12 protein-coding genes are annotated in these 20,956 nt (G+C 43.2%); 8 read left to right on the forward strand and 4 right to left on the reverse strand.

Annotated features, from left to right (window positions below; genetic code table 11):
* Positions 1-156 precede the first annotated feature (156 nt).
* Together JF50_RS18905 and JF50_RS18910 are read left to right on the forward strand one after the other, a co-directional pair.
* Positions 157-2,001, forward strand: a complete 1,845-nt coding sequence (locus tag JF50_RS18905; protein ID WP_039610889.1) for a motility associated factor glycosyltransferase family protein — start codon at positions 157-159, stop codon at positions 1,999-2,001.
* A 9-nt stretch (positions 2,002-2,010) separates the two neighbouring features.
* Positions 2,011-3,111 carry a hypothetical protein gene (locus tag JF50_RS18910; RefSeq protein ID WP_039610890.1) on the forward strand — a complete coding sequence of 367 codons (1,101 nt, stop codon included), beginning with the start codon at positions 2,011-2,013 and terminating at the stop codon, positions 3,109-3,111.
* A 56-nt stretch (positions 3,112-3,167) separates the two neighbouring features.
* Here JF50_RS18910 and JF50_RS18915 read toward each other — a convergent pair whose 3' ends face one another.
* Entirely contained in the window at positions 3,168-3,635 is a 468-nt protein-coding gene (locus JF50_RS18915) for a DM13 domain-containing protein (protein ID WP_039610891.1), read from the reverse strand.
* A gap of 661 nt (positions 3,636-4,296) precedes the next feature.
* On the opposite strand from JF50_RS18915, the gene JF50_RS18920 reads away from it, so the two are divergent.
* The 4 genes from JF50_RS18920 (at position 4,297) to JF50_RS18935 (ending at position 14,689) form a co-directional block, all read left to right on the forward strand.
* On the forward strand, positions 4,297-7,467 hold the full coding sequence (locus JF50_RS18920) for a glycosyl hydrolase family 18 protein (RefSeq protein WP_039610892.1): 3,171 nt from the start codon (positions 4,297-4,299) through the stop codon (positions 7,465-7,467).
* A 66-nt stretch (positions 7,468-7,533) separates the two neighbouring features.
* Entirely contained in the window at positions 7,534-9,144 is a 1,611-nt protein-coding gene (locus tag JF50_RS18925) for a lytic polysaccharide monooxygenase (protein WP_039610893.1), read from the forward strand.
* A gap of 24 nt (positions 9,145-9,168) precedes the next feature.
* Entirely contained in the window at positions 9,169-11,811 is a 2,643-nt protein-coding gene (locus tag JF50_RS18930; protein ID WP_039610894.1) for a glycosyl hydrolase family 18 protein, read from the forward strand.
* 106 nt (positions 11,812-11,917) lie between these two features.
* Positions 11,918-14,689, forward strand: coding sequence for an Ig-like domain-containing protein (locus JF50_RS18935; protein ID WP_039610895.1), 2,772 nt, complete (start codon positions 11,918-11,920; stop codon positions 14,687-14,689).
* Positions 14,690-14,740: 51 nt separating this feature from the next.
* On the opposite strand, the gene JF50_RS18940 is transcribed toward JF50_RS18935, so the two are convergent.
* On the reverse strand, positions 14,741-15,931 hold the full coding sequence (locus JF50_RS18940; RefSeq protein WP_039610896.1) for a DUF418 domain-containing protein: 1,191 nt from the start codon (positions 15,929-15,931) through the stop codon (positions 14,741-14,743).
* Positions 15,932-16,107: 176 nt separating this feature from the next.
* Between JF50_RS18940 and JF50_RS27240 the strand changes: the two genes are divergently transcribed.
* Positions 16,108-16,281, forward strand: a complete 174-nt coding sequence (locus tag JF50_RS27240; protein WP_155401385.1) for a hypothetical protein — start codon at positions 16,108-16,110, stop codon at positions 16,279-16,281.
* Between the two features lie 77 nt (positions 16,282-16,358).
* Here the strand turns inward: JF50_RS27240 and JF50_RS18945 are convergent, their stop codons facing one another.
* Positions 16,359-17,618, reverse strand: a complete 1,260-nt coding sequence (locus tag JF50_RS18945; protein ID WP_039610897.1) for an alpha/beta hydrolase-fold protein — start codon at positions 17,616-17,618, stop codon at positions 16,359-16,361.
* Positions 17,619-17,790: 172 nt separating this feature from the next.
* Between JF50_RS18945 and JF50_RS18950 the strand changes: the two genes are divergently transcribed.
* Complete coding sequence (locus tag JF50_RS18950; RefSeq protein WP_039610898.1) at positions 17,791-19,851, forward strand: winged helix-turn-helix domain-containing protein; 2,061 nt, start codon at positions 17,791-17,793, stop codon at positions 19,849-19,851.
* Positions 19,852-19,917: 66 nt separating this feature from the next.
* Here JF50_RS18950 and JF50_RS18955 read toward each other — a convergent pair whose 3' ends face one another.
* Positions 19,918-20,865 (reverse strand): LysR family transcriptional regulator, encoded by a 948-nt coding sequence (locus JF50_RS18955; protein WP_039611097.1) that lies wholly within the window; start codon positions 20,863-20,865, stop codon positions 19,918-19,920.
* Positions 20,866-20,956: the final 91 nt, after the last annotated feature.

Raw genomic sequence — 20,956 nt, forward strand, 5'->3', positions numbered from 1 at the left:
ACTACCATTACTAAGTTACAGCGAATATTTAATTGGTAATTGATTTATATTAATCGTATATCTCTATTTTTACATTTATGGTAGTTAATTCTGATTGACGAAAAAATAGTGCTATGAAATGATCTGCGGTTGGATACGCAGGAATATTATTGAAATATGGATATAGTCAGGAAAAATTATCTATTCTTAGAAGAACACCTCCCCCCTTATCTTCTCAAACAAATCCATGACTTGAGTGAAAAAGAAGTGAATGCTTTTCAGCAAGATTTTTATGGCTCAGAAGTGAGAAAATGCTGCGAAGCGCAAGCCTCCTTGTTTTTAAAACACCCCTCTCATTTACGCATGAATTTTACGACAATAGAGGGAAGGGACTATGCCCATCAAATTTGTATCAACAATCTAAACGTCGCAGCAAAAAAGCTGGGCTGCCAGCCTGCATCAAAACCGCAAAGAGGCACACTTGTTGTACTTGGAGTTGGTTCTGGTCTACACATTAGCAAGTTGCTCAATGCGATACGATATACGGATGTTGTGATTATTGAGCCAAACGCTGTGCAATTTGCGATGGCAAGTAAGCATGTTGACTTAGCACAAATAAAGCACGAGTGTGAAAAAAGGCAGGGTTCATTCACCATTTTGAGCCTTGATAGCTTCGAAGCATTTAATCAGGCTTTTAGGCAATTGATGGTTAAATTGGGGAGTCATCTTATTGTTGATATCAGTGTATATCGGCATTACAGCACGCCAACATTTGATCAGATTTTTGAACAATTTAAGCAATGGCGAAATAACTTCGCGAGTATGTGGGGGTTTTTAGAAGATGAGTTAGTTGGGCTTAAACATGGCTTGATCAATAATCAAAATGAAGGTGTTAAAAGTTACACCAATATTTTAAAAGCACATCAAAAAGCGTCAGCAGTTATTGTGGGCACTGGCCCTTCTTTGGACCAGAATATTGCACATTTACAGACTATCAAAGACCAAGTGATTGTTGTGTCATGTGGTACTTCACTGAGCACCTTACTGAAAGTCGGCATCATTCCTGATTTTCACATTGAAATGGAGCGAGTATTAGAAACTTATTACTTAAAAGAGTCTGAACTTAGTGATCCAAGATTAGAAAACACGGTGTTGGTGACATTAAGTACGGTATACCCGAAACTCATTGAGCGCTTTAAGCATAAAATTGTATTTGCAAAAGGGAATGATGTGGGAGCTGAGATTTACGCTAATACTGATCACCCTGTACAACCTTTGTACCACTGTAACCCAACGGTGACGAACATGGCTGCGACTGCGTTTCAGCGTATGGGTATAAGAAATTTGGTTTTGTTAGGGTGTGATTATGGTTACGCAGATCCGAATGAGCACCACAGTAAGTTATCGGGTTATTTCGATAAGAGCAGTGATCTATCATTGGCGCGTTTTAATGCCGAGCTAAAAGTAGCCGGCAATTTTCGTGAATATGTTTTCACGTCTCGTGTCTTTAATGAAGCACGCATTGCACAAGAGCGCCTACTTAAAATCAATCCAGAATTGAATGTGCTCAATGCAAGTGATGGGGCGTTCATTCAAGGTACTACCGCAGTACAATTCGAAGACCTGTTATTTCAACCTGTTGCAAAAGATGAAATTTTGCATAAGGTTATCACTTATAATGAAGCGTATAAATTTGTACATACGGCAAATTGGAAAGCCATAAATAATTGTATGGAACAAGTACAAAATCTTCATCAAAAGCTCACTACGTCTACTTCCATAGAATCTATATTGGAAGTGGTTAATCAATTTATTTTTCAATTACATAGTAATCAAAACGATAAAGTTAGCAAGCTACTACTTAGCGGATCTTTGAAGTATACAGTTGCGACAATTTCTAGTCATATTAATCACTTATCGAAAGATAAATGGCCTGAGTATGAACGGATTGTACGCAATGAGCTCGACTCTATGTGTGACGTAGTCATTGCTAAGTTATCACTCCAAAGCAACGTAAATTAAGGGAAACTAATGAAGTTCAATTTAAAAGCAGTTCTACCAATTGCTTTAATCGCAGTCCACTCGGGAAAGACTGTGGCGCAAACGGTTGAGCACTTTAGCTCGGATGAAAGGCCTGCTCAAGTAGGCACTGGATTTCAAAATCAAGAATTGAATGGCCAGTTTTACGCAGGTGATTCATACGGCGCAGGTGATTCATACGGCGCAGGCGATTCTTACGGCGCAGGCGATTCATACGGCGCTGGCGATTCATACGGTGCAGGTGATTCATACGGTGCAGGCGATTCATACGGTGCAGGTGATTCATACGGCGCAGGTGATTCATACGGCGCAGGTGATTCATACGGCGCAGGTGATTCATACGGCGCAGGCGATTCATACGGCGCAGGCGATTCATACGGTGCAGGTGATTCATACGGCGCAGGTGATTCATACGGCGCAGGCGATTCATACGGCGCTGGCGATTCATACGGTGCAGGTGATTCATACGGCGCAGGTGATTCATACGGTGCAGGTGATTCATACGGTGCAGGTGATTCATACGGCGCAGGCGATTCATACGGCGCAGGCGATTCATACGGCGCAGGCGATTCATACGGCGCTGGTGATTCATACGGCGCAGGTGACTCATTCGGTGCAGATGATTCAACAGGGGCAAGACCTGATGACTTCGTACCATTTCCAACCAATGAGCTCAATCCAGTCGACTTCAACCGAATGCATTTAGGTGTTTTGTACCTAGAGCATCGACCTGATATCCATAGCCAGTTCCAAGAGTACTATAAGGTGTGTGTGAAAGCGGGTAAGCGTATGGTCATCGCATCGAATTCTCGATACGACAGCATGTACAAAAATATTAATTTTGCAGGTAAAGGAGCTTTCAAGCCAACTTGGAAAGGTGGTGATGACTATGGTCGTCTTCATTTAACGCTGCAACATTATTATGAGAACAAAAAGGAAAGAATAGTCTTAGAAAAAATCTATGAGTCCAGGTTCGAATTTTATGGCAGCACTAAAAAGGGTAAGGACTACGCAGGTCAAGTGAGAGGCTACTATAAAGGAATAGATGCATATTGGAATGAGGGCTGTGACTCTCATTTAGGTAGTTACTAAATTATCTAATAATAGGGGCTAATTTAGCCCCTAAATCTTGTCATTTAGTCATTAGGCTACTGATATTTACCTGCTGTGATGAATTCGCCAAAAGTTTCACACCACACGACAACCGTTGTAAACTTTTCTATGTCAATGCCGTTTGGCACATCAACAATAAAACCGTTAAAGCTCGAAACCATACTGACAAATTGCATATTGTTTTTATGTTGCTCAAACTCGGCTTCATCTTCTACGAATGTTGGCGAGAGATAGAGGCGGTAATCAGGTCCTGGTGCTAGCCTGCCTTCAAACCCGATACTTTGCTCCCCGATAAATACACTGCCTTCACCAAAATGCAAAAAGTCTGAGCCTTTTAGGTTTTTATTAAACATCGCAGTGAATTTTGCCTGATTAGCCACAGTAGAGAGCGCAGTCTGTGTGGGGGCGGGCGGAGCCATCATGATGGGTAAAGAGTAAACTCCCAGTGCAAACCCGGCACAAAAAATAAACACAGTAAACAAAACTTTAAACAAAAATCGCATCTTCTATATGCTCTAGTAAATGAATGTAACTTAACCTTAGCTTGACCACTCTAGGAGTCAAACAGTTGTATGTTTTATTTGTGTTAACTTAATTGTTAAGGAAAAAATATTCCCAAAAAAGTGTATTTTGTAATGATAAATGATGATTGACATTTGGTGTCTTAATTAAATTTTCATGTGTAAAAGTATGGTGTCTTAATAATTGTCTGAAAATACTAAAATATTCTTATGTTAACTATAATTATTTCTTTTTTTATTTCTATTCATAAAATCTCAACGTACCGATTAGGTTACTTATGGTACAGATAAAGGTATTAGATTTAATTTTTTTAATAATAAAAATGGTTTATCTTCTGGTTTGTCCTCATCGTATTGTAAATAAAAGTAAACAAAATTGATGTTAATTTGGTTAACATTTATTGCGAATTGTTTGTTGTTTATTTATCAACAAAACAATCAATATCAATATGTTACGTAACTCATAATTTTGTCTAAAACCACCTTTTTTCTGGTTCTTTGGTTGGTTGTTTTTAATTTTTGCTAATCCCTTGTGGTGTGTTTTTGGATCGGTACAATCGCCGCTGCTCAGTATTACATTGGGTAAATATGTTACCGAATGTAATTTTATAAACAAAAATCATACAAATTAGGAAATAATCAAATGAGCGTGTCAAAATCCTCAAATAAGGTGCTTAAGCTCAGCGCCATAACAATGGGTTTGATCAGTGCGTCGGCTTTTGCCGAGGTAAATTGTGACAATCTAGCCAATTGGGAAGCAGGTAAAATTTATGTTGGTGGCAATCAGGTGCAACAAGATAACGTTGCATATAAAGCAAATTGGTGGAACCGTTCTTCACCAAAACTAAAATCTGGCCAATGGCAAGAGTGGACGAAGTTAGGCGAGTGCAGTAGCGCAGAGCCTGTTAACCAAGCGCCTTCAATTAAATTGCTTAAACCAATCGCGGATATTACTGTGGCTGAAAATGAGCAAGTCATTATTGATTTCTCTGCGAGCGACAGTGATGGTGAAGTGAAGCATGTTGCGGTATACCACAACGACGCACTGGTAAAAGTATTGAGTCAGGCACCCTATAGCTTTTCTTGGCAAGCGAAACAGGGCAAGCATGAATTTCACGGTGTTGCGTTAGATGATGATGGTGCTACTGCAAAATCTGTCAGTCGAAAAGTGACGGTTGAAGCGTTGCCGCCAAAAGATCAAAATACAGCACCGATCGCACGCTTAGCTGCACAATTGCCAAGTGAACTAGAAGTCGGTAGTCAGATAGTATTCACTTTGATTGCAAATGATAAAGAGTCAGATAGTTTGACTCAATCACTCTCTGTGAATGGCATCGAAGTAGTGAGCACATCACAAAATGAGTTCGAATATACATGGACGGCTACTGCAAAAGGTCCGCAGACATTCGTCTTAGTCGCGAAAGATGAACACGGTCTAGAATCAGAAAAAATAAGCCGAACCTTTACGGTGAAAGCGAAAGATGATGGTCAAAGCTCACATGACGATTGTCGCCCAGCGGGTTTATACCAAACGCCGGGTGTAACGCCGTCTTACTGTGATATTTATGACAGTGAAGGACGTGAAGAAATGGGCGCGGACCATCCAAGACGTGTGATTGGCTACTTCACAAGTTGGCGCCACGGCAAAAACGATCAGCCAAGCTACCTTGTTAAAGACATTCCATGGGACAAAATTACACACATTAATTACGCGTTTGCACACGTCAATGATAAAAATGAGATCAGTATTGGTAACCCGAATGCAGACGGTAATGCGGCAACCAATATGACTTGGCCTGGTATTGCTGGTGCTGAAATGGATCCTAGCTTGCCTTACAAAGGGCATTTCAACCTGTTGAATAAATACAAAAAGCAATATCCACACGTGAAAACCATGATCTCGGTTGGTGGCTGGGCTGAAACTGGTGGCTATTTCGACGAAACGGGTAAACGCGTGAATAACGGTGGTTTCTATACGATGACCACGAATGCTGATGGCAGCGTTAACCATGCTGGTATTGCTCAATTTGTGAAAAGCTCGGTTGAGTTCTTAAGAACCTATGGTTTTGATGGCTTAGACGTTGATTACGAATACCCATCATCAATGAAAGACTCCGGTCACCCAGAAGATTTTCCTGTGAGTAATGCAAGACGTGCGGGGTTAAATAAATCTTATCAAGTGCTGATGAAAGAATTACGTGAAGCGCTTGATAAAGCAGGTGAGCAAGACGATAAACACTATATGTTGACCATTGCGTCTCCGTCATCAGGCTATTTATTGCGTGGCATGGAAACCTTCCAAACAGCACAGTATCTAGACTTCGTAAATATCATGTCGTACGACTTGCACGGTGCGTGGAACGATCATGTTGGTCACAATGCGCCGCTTTACGATACGGGCAAAGACACAGAACTTAAGGTGTGGAATGTCTACGGCACTAAAGAGTTCGGTGGTATCGGTTATTTGAATACAGACTGGGCGGTGAACTATTTCCGCGGTGCATTACCAGCTGGGCGTATCAACATTGGTATTCCATATTACACCCGTGGTTTTAAAGACGTACGCGGTGGTGAAAATGGCTTATGGGGTCGCGCACCTTTGCCAAACCAAAGCGATTGTCCAAAAGGCACAGGTATTGGTGAGAAGAACAAATGCGGCAACGGCGCAATTGGTATTGATAACCTGTGGCATGACATTGAAAACGGTCAAGAAGTGGCTGCCGGTTCAAACCCACTTTGGCATGCGAAAAACCTTGAGCATGGGATCAACCCAAGTTACTTAGAAGTTTATGGCTTAACCCCTGAATCGGATGCAGATGATGTTTTGCGCGGTGACTATGTGCGCCATTACGATGACGTTGCTGTTGCGCCATGGCTGTATAACGCCGAGAAAAAAGTATTCCTATCGATGGAAGACACAGAGTCTATGAAAACCAAATTAGACTATGTCGTTGATAAGGGTCTGGGCGGCGTGATGTTCTGGGAGCTTGCTGGTGACTTTGATTATCACGCTGATAAGGGCGAGTACTTTATGGGCTCAACAATGACAGCGCTGGCATACAACACATTTAACCAAAGTGGTGTTGCCTATGACAATCATGTTGGTGATAGTGCATTTGCAGTACCCACCGAAGCGGTTGATATTGCATTTGAAGCGAAAGACTTCCCTGTGGGTGACCAAAACTATCCAATTCGTCCAACCTTTGCCTTTACTAATAATTCTGAGATTGACCTGACGGGTGCAACGATCACATTCAATGTACCCACATCTACCTCCGCTATTTTCAAGTCAAATTGGAATGCGCGCAAAAAATTGGGCATGCGTGTAGAGCATGATGCGTCCAATTCTGCTGGTAATAACATCGGCGGTTTTGAAAATGAATTCCATCGCTTTTCTATCACGTTCAAAAATGAGTGGGGCGGTCAGCTTGAGTCTTTTGCACCGGGTGAGACTGTGAATGCACAGGTTATGTATTACATGCCTATCACAGGTCCTGTGAACTTTGTCGTTGAAAAAGACGGTAAGCAATACGCATTTGCCTCTGAATATCCTGAACTGCCAGTTGCTAAAAAACACGTACCAACCCCAGGTGACGGCGATAAAAACCCACCAAATGGGCAGCAGTGTGAGGGCGTGAAAATTGAAAATATCAATACGTACCCTAATTGGCCTCGCACCAACTGGGCAGGTGATCCAAGTCATGCTGTCGGCGGCGACATGATGATCCACAACGGCGCTGTTTACAAAGCCAAGTGGTGGACAAATGGCACACCAAGCAACGGTGGCGCATGGCAGAAAGTATGTAGCCTGTAACGGCCACTTTTATTCCCAACCGGAGTGATCTGCGGATCACTCTTACAATCAATAAATGAGAAAACTATGAGACAACAAGTAACCTTATGCGCGCTGGGCGTAGCCATAGGTGTGGGCGTCATTGGTAAAGTGAACGCGCATGGCTATATGGACTTTCCCAAAGCGAGGCAAGCAATCTGTCAGGAGCAAGGTGGATTTTGGTGGCCAAAAGATGGTTCAAAAATTCCCAATGCCGCATGCCGTGCTGCATATCTTAAGTCAGAACACGTGCAATTTATTCAAAAGCATGAGTTTGCAGCAAATACAGCAGATTTTCGCAACCAAGCCGCTGTTGAAGCAAATATCCCAGATGGCACCTTGTGTGGCGCAGGTGATAGCCAAAAAGCGGGAATGAATATTCCCTCAACGCAGTGGCAAGCTACGGAGATAAAACCGAACGCCAATGGCAAAGTGAAAATTCGCTACCGTGCAACGACACCACATAATCCAAGTTTTTGGCAGTTTTATTTAACCAAGCCGGGTACTGATTTTAAGCAAAAACCACTTGCTTGGAATGACTTAGAGTTGGTGCAAGAGCATGGCAATATTGCATTTTTCATGGCACCAGATGGCAAGCGCTATTACGAGATGGAAGTGGCGATCCCAGAAAAGTTTTCAGGTGATGCGATTTTATATAGCCGCTGGCAGCGTGATGATGTGGTGGGTGAAGGCTTCTATAACTGTAGTGATGTGACCATTGTACGCGGTACTGAGCCAACACCGACGCCAGATACTTGGTTCCCAGTCGATTATTTTGTCAAGCAAGGTCAAGAGGCAAGTGCTGGAGACACGGTATGGGTCAGAGTATTCAACGGTAATGGTAATGAGCTTATTCAAGAGCGTTTCGATGTCACTTCAGCCAATGAAACACACTGGCAAAGTCAGTTTGCTTTAAATCTTAATACACAATTTGCTGACATTGTGCGCATCGGTGTGAAAGACAGCTCGGGTAATATTGAGTTTAATCCTGAGGCGGTTTCGAGCAACCAAGTCTTTTTATCGGACAAGTCATATAGCTATAACTTATCGGTGATCTCAAAGCCGAAAAATACCGCACCAACAGTGCACACGCCAGCCCCCATCACCATTGATGAGAAGCAGAGCAAGCACTTGCATGTCCATGCATTTGATGACGAGCAGCCAACCCTCAATTTTGACTGGCAACTACCAAGTGCATTGAGCTTCACCGGTGCTGGCTCAACCATCACGATTACTGCGCCACAGGTGGAAGAGGATACGCGCTTTGACGGCAAAGTGACCGTGTCAGATGGCAGTCTGAGCAAAACAGTCCCACTGATTGTGAATGTTAAAAACATCGAGACCGATCCGGGCACACCTGATAAGCCGACAGGCGATACATGGGTACCCAGCAAAATCTACACAGCTGGTGATACCGTGGTTTATCAAGGCAAAACTTACCGTGCTAAATGGTGGGTGCGCGGCCAACTACCAACGTCGAGTCATGCGTGGGAGCTAGTCCCAAGTGGTGATGATTCAGATGCAGGTAACACATTATGGCAGTCAAGCAAAGCCTATCGTGGTGGTGAAATCGTGACTTTTAACGGTGTGCGTTATCAAGCTCGCTGGTGGACGCGTAATCAGCAACCAGACCAACATTCCGTTTGGAAAAAACTATAAAAATATCATAGAGGTAATTCAAAAATGTTTAAATATTTAACTACTGCTGCAGCTGTCGGTGCGGCGCTTGCAAGTGCCGCTGTTGTGGCTGCGCCATCAACACCTAGCATTAACTGGAAACCACAAAATTACTCGTTTGTTGATGTGAATATTTATGGCCGTGGGTCATATAAGCAACTGATCCAAGCCAAAGACGTGGTGGATATTCAAATTGAATGGAATGCATGGTCAGGTAAAGGCGGCAACAGCTATAAAGTGTATTTTGACAATGAAGTGGTGAATGAAGGTACCCTCGCTGAGGGCACAACCGGTGGCACAATTCGTTTTCCATATCACAAGTCTGGCCGTCATGAATTAAGAATCGCATTGTGTGATGCATCAGGCTGTTCAATGTCTGCTTCAAAGCCAATTGTGATCGCCGATACAGACGGTGGTCACTTAGAGCCACTTAAACTGAATGTGAATCCAAACAATAAAAAGTTCGACACAGATCCAAACACGGTTGTCGGTGCTTATTTTGTTGAATGGGGTATTTATGGCCGTAAGTTCGATGTGACGCAAATTCCTGCGGATAACTTAACCCACTTACTTTATGGATTTATCCCAGTATGTGGTCCAAATGACTCGCTGGCGGAAATCGAAAACGGCAATAGCTTGAGAGCACTTAAGTTGGCCTGTGGTAGTTCAAAAGACTACGAAGTGGTGATCCATGACCCTTGGGCTGCGGTGCAAAAAGCGTTACCGGGGATCAGTTCTAAAGATCCAATTCGTGGTACATATGCACAGCTAATGGCATTGAAGCAGCGTAACCCTGATCTGAAAATTCTCCCTTCTGTGGGCGGTTGGACACTTTCAGATCCGTTCTTTGACTTTGATGTGAAAGCAAACCGTGACACTTTTGTGAATTCAATGCGTGAATTCCTCAAGACATGGAAATTCTACGACGGCATTGATATTGACTGGGAGTTCCCAGGTGGTGACGGTGCAAATCCTGATTTAGGTTCAGACAAAGATGGCGAAGTTTATATCATTCTTATGAAAGAGCTTCGCGAGATGCTTGATGAACTTGAAGTTGAGATGGGTCGTGAGTTTGAACTGACTTCAGCGATCGGTACTGGCTACGACAAAATTGAAGATGTTGATTATCAGCAAGCTGCACAATACATGGATTACATTTTTGCCATGACATATGACTTTGCAGGTGGCTGGAACAATGTAACAGGTCACCAGACTGCGATTTACTGTGGCTCGCATATGTCTACAGATGAGTGTAATGGCACGGGTGTTGATGATAAAGGCGAAGCGCGAAAAGGCCCTGCATATACGCTAGACAATGCCATTAAATTGCTCTTAGCCCAAGGTGTGCCAAGTGAAAAGTTAGTCGTAGGTACGGCAATGTATGGCCGTGGTTGGGAAGGCGTATATCCACAAAATGCGCAAATTGCTGATAACCCAATGACTGCACCAGCAAATGGTAAATTACGCGGTTCGACGTCGCAAGGTGTTTGGGAAGCTGGCGTTATCGACTACAAGGGACTAAAAGCACACATGATTGGTCATGATGAGCAAGGTATTAATGGTTTTGAAGTAGGGTACGATGAGCAAGCTGAAGCAGCATATGTCTGGAATCGCCAAAAAGGCACCTTGGTTACCTATGACAGCCCTCGCTCTGTGCGCGCAAAAGGTCGCTATGTACGTGAGCATAATTTAGCGGGTCTATTTGCGTGGGAAATCGATGCAGACAATGGCGACATCCTAAATGCAATGCACGAAGGTCTTGCAGGTAAAGTAACTAACCCAACACCGGTCAATAAAGCACCTGTTGTGACACTGACGAGCCAGATTACGTTAAATGCGGGTGATATTCATGTTTTAACGGCTCAAGCTATCGATCCTGAAGGAAAAGCACTTACTTTTTCTTGGCAAGGTGATGCGGCCTTAAATCTACAAAGTGAAAATAACAGCGTTATTGTGACTGCACCAAGTGTCACAAGTGATTCTGTGTTCACTGTCAATTTGGCTGTCAGTGATGGTGCAAACACGGTTAATCGCACAGTAAAAGTCATTGTTAAAGCACCTGTTGTAGAGAACAAAGCGCCTGTAGTTGGGACAATTTCAGCGATATCACTCGATGAAAACACCAGTAAGTCTATCAGCGTTTCAGCAACCGATCCTGAAGGAAAAGCACTGAGCTTTGCATGGCAACTACCGGGTAACACCATTGTGGGCACAGGCAGCACTGTCACGGTCAAAGCGGGTGAAGTAACACAAACTGAGACACTCACAGGCACCGTTGTGGTATCTGATGGCGAGCACAGCGTGACGCGTCAGTTTAATGTGACGATTAAGAATGTGGAAACGGATCCAGAGCCAACGCCAGATGATGGCAAGACAACGTGGGATGCAAACAAGGTTTACACCGGTGGGAACACGGTTTGGTACAAAGGCGTTCAATATAAAGCACGTTGGTGGACCCGTGGTGCGGTGCCAAGCAATGGCGGTGTATGGGCCGAGATCATTCCTGATGATGGCAAAGTACGCGATTGGCGCAGTGACCTAGTTTATACCGGTGGTGACAAAGTGGTTCACAATGGTGAGACCTACCAAGCTCGCTGGTGGACTCGTGGCCAAACTCCGGGCAGCAGCTCAGTATGGCGCAAGCTATAACAGATTAATTAACTGAGCTCGTTCGAATCGAGCTCATTCAAACTGAGTTCATTCTGGTGCATGGATGCACCTTCTTACTATAACAACAAGTACAGAGTAAATATCCATGTTAAAAGCAAAAAAAATAGCGCTACTGGTCGCGGCAAGTGTTGGTGTTTTTTCAACGTTCGCGGCATTGGCCAGCGAGCCTGTAAGCCTGCACAACAATGAACAATTGAAGGCAAATATCAAATCGCAGTTGTCACAACATCAAAGCTTTTTTAGAGCGGCCTCAAGTGACGAGCAGCAAGATTTAGAGTTTATTACCCACCAAAAAACGCAAGACGGACGCCACATGCGCCGCAGCCAATACTTCAAAGGTGTGCGGGTGTACGGCGGTGAAATTGTCACTCACCATAATGAACAAAATTTTTTAAGTGTTTGGTTTCAACCTGAGGGAGAAATTACCTCAATCAGTGGCTCTGTGGTTCCAAATATCTCGCTTGATACGGTTAAAGCAAGTATTTCGGATAAGCAAGCCATTGAGTTTGCAAAAGAGCAAATTGCTGAGCTGCTTGCAACATCAGATGAGCAGGTTGAGCTGGTTATTTACCCTCATCAAGGCAAGGCAAAACTCGCTTATTTAGTGACCTTGTTTGCTGAAACTGAGCATGCACCAATGCGCCCAGAGTTTGCAATTGATGCACATACAGGTGAAGTGCTGTCGCGTATTGAAACACTTAATCACTCGAAAATTGGTATGGGCCCGGGCGGTAATGAGAAAATTGGCAAGCATTATTATGGTGATGATATGCCAAAGTTCCACGCAAAGGAGCTCGGTAATGGAAATTGTGAAATGTCTCATACAGATATACGTGTGATTGACATGGAGCATGGCACAACCAATACGCAAACGTATCAATTTCCATGTCACGAAAATACTCATAAGCATGTAAATGGTGCTTATTCACCACTCAACGACGCGATGTTTTATGGTCAAGCAACCATAGACATGTTTAATGATTGGTTCGATAGCCGTGCATTATCGGGCGACCTTGTTATGCGAATCCATTATCGTAAAGATTATTTGAACGCGTTTTGGAATGGTAAAGAGGTCACTTTTGGTGATGGTGACTTAGATAACTACGGCGTTTATCCATTTACGTCTTTAGGGGTTGTTGCCCATGAAATCGGTCATGGTGTGACGCATCAAAACTCTAAATTGGTGTATAGCAATATGTCTGGTGGCGTGAATGAATCATTTTCAGATATGACCTCTGAAGCACTTGAGTGCTTTATGAACCAAAAACCAGATGGCACTTGTGAGGTCGATTGGTTGATTGGCGCGAGCATATTTAAAAATAGAACGGCGCTTCGTTATATGGAAAATCCAGAGCGAGATGGCCGATCTATCGGTCATGCCAGCAAGTTTGAAATAGGTATGGGTGTTCACCACAGTTCGGGTGTATTCAATCGCGCTTTTTATTTGCTCGCAAATAGTGAAGGTTGGGGCGTTAAAAAAGCTTATGAAGTGATGCTTCATGCCAATAAAAACTTTTGGGTTTACAATGGTAAGTTCGAATCGCTTGCTTGTGGCGTTACAGATGCTGCGGCTGACTTGGGCTACGATACGAAGGCTGTGGGAGAAGCGTTTAAAGCGGTAGGCGTTTTTGCTTGTACTGAGAATAAAGCGCCGACCATCTCTATTACCAGCCCAGAAAGTAACGGACGCTATCTGGTTGGCAGTGACGTTACGTTTAAAGCTGATGCTAAAGATGAGTATGGTGCAGTTGAGAAGGTAGAGTTCTTTGTCAATGGGGCATTGTACAATACCGATTTGAAAGCGCCGTTTGAGACGCAATTTAGCACAGATAAAACAGGGGTATATACGGTAACAGCAAAAGTGACTGATAACGATGGTCTATCAACAGATTCTGCACCGGTGTCATTTAGTCTGATCGACCCTAGTCAATGTCAAACAGTACCTTGGCAAGGTGGCAAAGTCTATACTCAGGGTAATAAAGTTGCCTATGATGGATTTGAATACGAAGCGAAATGGTGGAACAGAGACCAAAACCCAGCGAGCAATTCAGGATCTTGGGGCGTATGGAAAAAGGGACTAGAGTGTGGTGGTGTGGCTGATAAGCCAAATCAAGCACCAAGCTTATCACTCACCTCACCATCAAATAATGTATCGATTGAATTAGGTGAATCTGTGTCAGTGAGGTTTGCTGCCAATGACAGTGATGGTGAGATTGCTAAAGTTGCAGTGAGTGTCAATGGTCAAGCGCTTACCGAGCTAACGCGTGCGCCTTATGCATTTAACTATCAACCACTTGAAGTAGGTACTTATCAACTATCAGCGGTTGCTTATGATAATGACGATGCACAATCAGCGGCTGTTCGTCGCACCATAACGGTGACAAATGCTGAGCCACAGCCAACACCAGAGGCACCAAGCGTACGCTTAACAAGCCCTGCGAATGGCAGTACATTTAATGTTGGTGAGCAAGTTGCGCTTTCAGTTGTGGCCAGTGACAAAGACAACGATTTAAAGCAAATCGCTTACTTTGTGAATGGCAAGCAAGTGGCAGTATCTCGTGTGGCACCATACAGTGCAAACTTTAAGGCTACATCGGCGGGGAGTTACAGCGTCTTTGCCATTGCAACGGATGCACAAGGCCTGAGCACACAATCTTCGACTAACCGTTTTAAAGTGAATGGCAGTAAACCGAGCTGTGATGTGCCAGCATGGCAGGCGAGCAGCGTATATACGTCAGGTAAGCAAGCCAGCCTTGATGGACAGCTATACCAAGCGAAGTGGTGGACTCGTAATCAAAACCCAGCGCAATATTCTAGCCGTTGGGCAGTCTGGAAACACCTAGGCGAGTGTAAATAATCTCCTCTTGAATCGACCAAAGGGCCGGCTTACTGGCCCTTTTTTACATATTTACAACGCCTTTCGCCACATCATCTCTACCGGGCCTTGTCGAAATTGATTAAGCCACCATAGCCCAAAAGATATTTGCGCAGCTAAAATGACAGCACCAAATACACCAATCAAATAAAATGGCAACGTATTCATCAGTGCTAAGCCATACCCATAAAACAGCATGACGCAGAGCGTGGTTTGCATTAAATACATGGTCAGTGACATACGCCCTAATGTATTAAGCCCAAGTACAACTTTGTTGTGGCATTTATCGACTAACTTGACGATGCAAGCAAGGTACGTTAATGCCAAGAATAGGCAGCCTAGGTGGTAACACACACCTTGCATAAGACCCATTAAGTTAAGAGAAAACGGGCTGCCTGTCATGGCTTTGACTGCGGCGTACACTAAATTCAGTAAAAGCCCTGTAAGCGCTAAAAAAGCAATTGCCTGCCACGAAATAACGATGTTGAGACGACCCTGTTTCATAAACGTTTTGACAAAATAAATCCCAAGTAAAAATTGTCCTAGAACTTGAAAGGGCCTTCCCGTAATAAGATAAGACATAGGTCTTGGGATAGCGCTATAAATGTTTGCAACAAACACGTCCATAAATTCGGTTGAGGTGCGCATGCTCAGCAAGCTGGTATGTTCATAACCGAGATTTGATTTTAAGCTTAGCGCAATCAGTTTTAGAGCTGACCAAAAGCTGGCATCTTTGCTGATTATGGCCATGAGGTGAATAAGTAAAGGTATAAACAGGAGGGTGAGGGCGATAAAAAGCAAGCGCGATGCAGAGAAACGTATAAACCAAGGCAATGCCATACCTAAAAGGCTATACAAAACAAGAATATCGCCATGCCAGATAAAAAACATGTGGATGAGGCCGATGATCAATAAAATACCCATTCTCTTGCGCCAATACGAAGCAAAATCAGCGCCTTGCTTTTGTTCATGTAATAGCGCAAATCCTGCGCCAAACAATATGGCGAACACGGTATAAAATTTACCCTCCACCAGCCAATCAATGACAAATAACGTGGCTCTGTCAGCAAAAGGGAGTTGACTTATTTGTGCATAATTTAATGAATAAAACCCAAAAAAGCTCATTAAATTAGCAAATATGATGCCGCATAAGGCAAACCCGCGAATAGTGTCTAGGAGCGGTATCCGACCATAACTTGGCATAGGTGTGTGTGGCATGACCATGATAGCATCCTTTATCAATTGGTAATTGTTATGTTATCTCAATAAAAGAAGAGTATGACTATATGACGTTTTTGTGAACTTGTTTGTTTATTAGACGATTGTCTAGTGCCTGTTTGTACTAATTAGCGACACACTGGTTTTGCCAATCTTGGCTCATCAACGTAAAGGAAATAACAATGAAATTAAAAATGAACAAAAAGAGCGTAAAAAACCTTTCTCAGACAATGGCTTCATTAAATCAAGAAAAAACACGCCAAATAGCAGGTGGTATTTCTGCGATGGGATGTGGGCCAATTTCTGATCCGAACTATTCTTGCCCTGTTTCAATTAATGGCTATAAGTGTAATTAAGCGCTTAAATGTCAGTAAATAGGACCTGATGGAACAGGTCCTCATGGGTTACAAACTCATTATATGAGGGGCAGAATTTACTTTTTTGTCAGTGATTCTATTTTACCTGTCAACCATTCCTTTCTTCTGGTATTTTCAGGCTCAGTTAGCGTTAACGCTTTACGATAGAGTGTCAGAGCCTCTTTTTCTTCACCTTGCAGCTCTTTGCTGACGGCGAGTCCAGCGACAGCTGACGCAGAGCTTGGCGAGTGTGATATCCAATAATTAAATAACGCATCAGCTTCATTATAGCGACCTTGAGCTCGTAAACGCTGAGCAATAGCACGAATACAGGCTGCATTATTGTTTAGGTTTAAATTGGGGTAGACATCAAATCCCACTTGTTTGCTAAGCATTTGATAATGGGCGAGGATATCTGTCAGTGTTTGATTCCCGTTATTTGTGAACTCGATGAATTTAATACCTATATCCCAGTCTTTACGCGGAAATACAAAGCCAATGGCGTTTAATAAGCCGGGCACTATCATGGGGTAGTGACCATAATCATCTATGTGTTCGACTTTTAACTTAAATGTTTTTGAATAAGGGGCGAGCGCTTCTCGAAGCTGTTTGGCAAGCGTATATCTGACCGGGTTTCTCTCAGCTTCACGCTTTGCTGACGCGACATAGAGAAAACCGGTTCTGTCGGGGGTCTTTTCGAAGCTTTTAGCGATTGCATCAATCATGGTGGTATCAGGTGTATAGCCCAATCCCAGTACATCGGTTGCAGCAAATAGGAAATGCGCGTTGAATAGATTAGGTGCTGCATTTAAGGTATGCAAACCAAATGCCGCAGTGGGCGATGCACCGATGAAAATACGGAAATCATTGATGCGGTACCGACTTTTTAAAAATGGAAAAAGCTCTTGTTGCAAGTAGTTAATCATGTCCTGCGAGCGCCCCTGTGAAAAGCCTTCTAAGCGGTCTGACTTTTCCCCCTGCCAACCGCTGTTACTTACATACAATTCAGGTCCCCATGCAAACCTATTATGAGAGTGAACCGACACGATAATGGCTTGCGGCATGGAAGCGGTGTCGCCGAGGTGGCTTAAAATACCATTTGTTACCTCAGAGACTAGCCAACCATCTAGCGTAACAACCAATGGGTAGGTACGCTTTTCAGATGTGGTGTGATAGTCCGAGGGTAAATACACATCAAAGTTTGGCGCATCCTTTATATATTTGGAGGAAATACTGAGCGTTTTGCCAACGATAAGTGGTGCTACTGTGATTGGGTTTACGCTAGCTTGTGTACAAAAAGTCGCGATGAAAAATAATATGTACCATACAAATTGCATGTTACGCTCCTGAATTATTATTGTGATATGTGAGGCTACAGTGTGACAAACTGAGCAAGGAAAACATGAAATCGACCTGAAATTTTCTTGATATCTTCATGAAATTATTACTTATTTGTGTTGTACATATGGGTATATGTGAGCACTGATAAGAAAAGCTAGGCTAAAATACGTGCGACAAAAAATAATAATAAACGAGCGAGTTATTGATACCGCGAGAAATCAAATCACCCATAAAAACCAACCGCAGATCTTGCCGCCTAAAGTGATTGCGGTTTTATATTGCTTGGCCAAAAGACAGGGGCAAGTGGTCAGTCATGATGAGATGATTAACGAGGTTTGGAAAAGCGTCGTTGTGTCACCTAATTCACTACAGCGTGCTATTGCTGAACTGCGAAAGGCACTTGGCGATGACGGTAAAGCGCAGGCCATCATTAAAACGCACTCAAAGCAAGGCTATAGCTTAGAAGCCGCCGTTTTATGGAGCGAACAACAAACCAAGCCAGTAATAAAGGCGCATACACATGCAAAGAAAGCCACAAAGCCTGTACTTTTTTTGGTAATTGTATTGTTTATTATCAGCTTGATGGGTGTGTTTTATTTTGCAAAGCCGCAGAGTGAGACGCTCGAGTTTACTCAACTGACTTCTTTGACTGCCAGTGATGTACAAGAAGGCGCGGGGATATTTTCACCTGATGGTAAATACTTGGTATTTTACCGTCACCTGGCGCATTGCGAGAGTGAGCTGTGGGCTAAAAATCTTGCAAGTGAGCAATCAATGAAGCTGACATTGAGCGGTGCTAAATTCACGGGGTTCACGTTTTCACCAGATGGAGAAAAGCTGGGCTTTTTGCAAAACCGAGCATGTGAGCACCAGCCCATTGAATACGATCATACTGTAAAAAACTGCTGGGATTTGGTGGCAATCAATTTTGCTGAAGCTTTGAAAAGTCCGCAAACACCTCATGTACTAAAAGCATGTAAGTCGACCAAAATGTATCACCCTCAGTGGTTAACTGCAGATTCATTTGCCACACTTGATTTGCAAAACAATCAGTTACGTGTTGCGTTGCACAATATAAATAACCATCCAGTCGCCACGCTCTTTGAAGATAAAAACTTACATTTGTATGTATTAAGGTATTCATCCACTCATCAATTATTGGCCGTGATAGGGTTTAACAAAGAAGGTGGGCAAGTATTGAGTTTGCTAAAACCCTCTGGTGAGCTTGTTGCGCAAAATATCATTGATTTTCCCGCGTCATTTGATGGCAGTTCACGTATTTATCCTAATTTTGACCCTGACTCTCAAAGGCTGCTTTATGGTAGTGGTAAATCCTTGTTTGAACTGGACTTTGATGGCAGTGTAAAGCCTATCACCTTACCCCTTTATCAGGATATTTACAGCATTAATTTCCACCCACACACCAATGCGATTGTGGGCACTTACGGTACTTACGATTCGGACTTAATTACTATGCCTTATGTTGATGGCCAAGTGCTGGGTGAGTCAAAACCCAGTGTTCGCTCTACAAGGCGAGAAGCACAAGGGAAATGGAGTCAAAACACGGCACACCTCTCATTTATCTCTGAGCGTTCAGGAAGAAAGCAAGTTTGGTTGTCAAGTGGAGGAGAGCCAAGGCGATTGACACAATTTAATGGTGCGGAATATCCATTGTCTGTGGAGTGGCACGCTGATGAAAATAAGTTATATGTTGCGACTAACCAAGGGCTGTATCTCTATGACTTAACTGGAAATTATAAAAGCTTGTTATCTGAGCAAAGGTTCGTAGGGGTATATCAGTCGAACCTGCCTACTCATACTTTGTTCGCTTATGAGGAAGAGGCAATAGTACACCTATCAACTCGAAATGAAGAGGGGGAAATAGAGAACTTGCTTAAAGTGGCAATACAAGATGCAGTGCTATTGAAGCCTCATGAGCTGGTTTATCAAGATTCAAATGGTCAATTTTGGCATTTAAATCAGGGCCAGGTGGTGGCTTTGGCGCTATTAAATCAGCATACGCATAAGGCCGGCTTTGTTGAGCGAGATGGTCGTTTATTTGGGCTGACAAAAAGCAATATGTTGTGGCGTTATAATTTAAAAGAACATACTTACCAAGTGCTTAAGCAAGTCGATAACGGTATTACGTCGATTTCAGATATCAATGACACTCAGTTGTTGTTTGTAAAGCGCATCTCTCAGAAAAAAGAAATTGTATTGATTGAATAGTATGATTTATATTGATTTATCACAAGTGAGCCTTTTTAAGGTGAACTTGTGATAAATCAATTGAGCTTATTTCGGCAGATACATCTTATCTAGACCCGGGATATTATGCTCCCAACGAGGCACTGCCTCGCCAATATAATGCCGTGCTGCATCTAAAAATAACCGTGTTCTAACCGGTAAATCGCGGTGCGGATAAACGGCATACATGGCGCTATAGTCAGGTAAGTTGACATGTGTCAGCATTGGCACTAACTGCGCGTGATCGATATGATCGGCAAAGAAAAAGGCAGGCGCGGTACAAAACGCAGTATGCGAGAGCACCTTTTCAAGCAATGCTTCACCATCGTTAGATTTGAACACGGGTGTAATAGGCTGCTCTTGAGGTTTGCCTTTTTCATCGATGTAGCTGATGGACTCAAAACGGATGTGGTTACTTGAGTATGCAGCAGCAGGTAGCTCAGCCAGATCAGACATTTCTTTTGGCTCACCATAGGTCTCGATAAACTGTGGCGTGGCTAAAATCAACATACGGTTACGCGCCACTTTACGTGCGATCAATGAGGAGTCTCTCGGTTCACCAACGCGAAACGCCAGATCAAAGCCTTCGGATACCATATCGATGACGCGGTCATCTAATCTTAACTCTATGGTGACTTGCGGAAAACGTTTTTGGAAATCATTGATCACCGGCAGCAGGTAGTACTTACCGATGTAACTTGATGAGGTGATACGCAATAAACCACGGGCCTCTTGGTGATAGTTCTCAGCCATTTGCACAGTGTCTTGCAGCAGTACTCTCAGCTCAGCAGCTTTTTTAACCATTTCAGCGCCAGCGGCAGTTAATGAAAATGAACGGGTAGTCCGGTTGAGTAGACGTACACCAAGCTCCTCTTCTAATTTACTGATTTGTTTAGATATAACTGAGCGATCTATGTTTCTGACTTCGGCTGCTTTTGAAAAAGAGCCTTGCTCAACGACCTCTAATAACATGATCAATCGACTGGTTGTATCCATATTTGGCATCACTATAAATGTTCATTGGTGCCATTCTGGCATTAATGTTTTTAAAAAACCACTGTTTTTCGTCATTAATAACAGGCGTACG

This window comes from Pseudoalteromonas luteoviolacea (assembly GCF_000814765.1).
Taxonomy (GTDB): Bacteria; Pseudomonadota; Gammaproteobacteria; order Enterobacterales; family Alteromonadaceae; genus Pseudoalteromonas; species Pseudoalteromonas luteoviolacea_H.

What these genes read in the sequence shown, in the direction of transcription:
- JF50_RS18955 (WP_039611097.1), bottom strand. Translation starts at nt 20,865, where the DNA reads ATGGATACAACCAGTCGATTGATCATGTTATTAGAGGTCGTTGAGCAA.
- JF50_RS18910 (WP_039610890.1), top strand. Translation starts at nt 2,011, where the DNA reads ATGAAGTTCAATTTAAAAGCAGTTCTACCAATTGCTTTAATCGCAGTC.
- JF50_RS18920 (WP_039610892.1), top strand. Translation starts at nt 4,297, where the DNA reads ATGAGCGTGTCAAAATCCTCAAATAAGGTGCTTAAGCTCAGCGCCATA.
- JF50_RS27240 (WP_155401385.1), top strand. Translation starts at nt 16,108, where the DNA reads ATGAAATTAAAAATGAACAAAAAGAGCGTAAAAAACCTTTCTCAGACA.
- JF50_RS18915 (WP_039610891.1), bottom strand. Translation starts at nt 3,635, where the DNA reads ATGCGATTTTTGTTTAAAGTTTTGTTTACTGTGTTTATTTTTTGTGCC.
- JF50_RS18930 (WP_039610894.1), top strand. Translation starts at nt 9,169, where the DNA reads ATGTTTAAATATTTAACTACTGCTGCAGCTGTCGGTGCGGCGCTTGCA.
- JF50_RS18940 (WP_039610896.1), bottom strand. Translation starts at nt 15,931, where the DNA reads ATGGTCATGCCACACACACCTATGCCAAGTTATGGTCGGATACCGCTC.
- JF50_RS18905 (WP_039610889.1), top strand. Translation starts at nt 157, where the DNA reads ATGGATATAGTCAGGAAAAATTATCTATTCTTAGAAGAACACCTCCCC.
- JF50_RS18935 (WP_039610895.1), top strand. Translation starts at nt 11,918, where the DNA reads ATGTTAAAAGCAAAAAAAATAGCGCTACTGGTCGCGGCAAGTGTTGGT.
- JF50_RS18925 (WP_039610893.1), top strand. Translation starts at nt 7,534, where the DNA reads ATGAGACAACAAGTAACCTTATGCGCGCTGGGCGTAGCCATAGGTGTG.
- JF50_RS18945 (WP_039610897.1), bottom strand. Translation starts at nt 17,618, where the DNA reads ATGCAATTTGTATGGTACATATTATTTTTCATCGCGACTTTTTGTACA.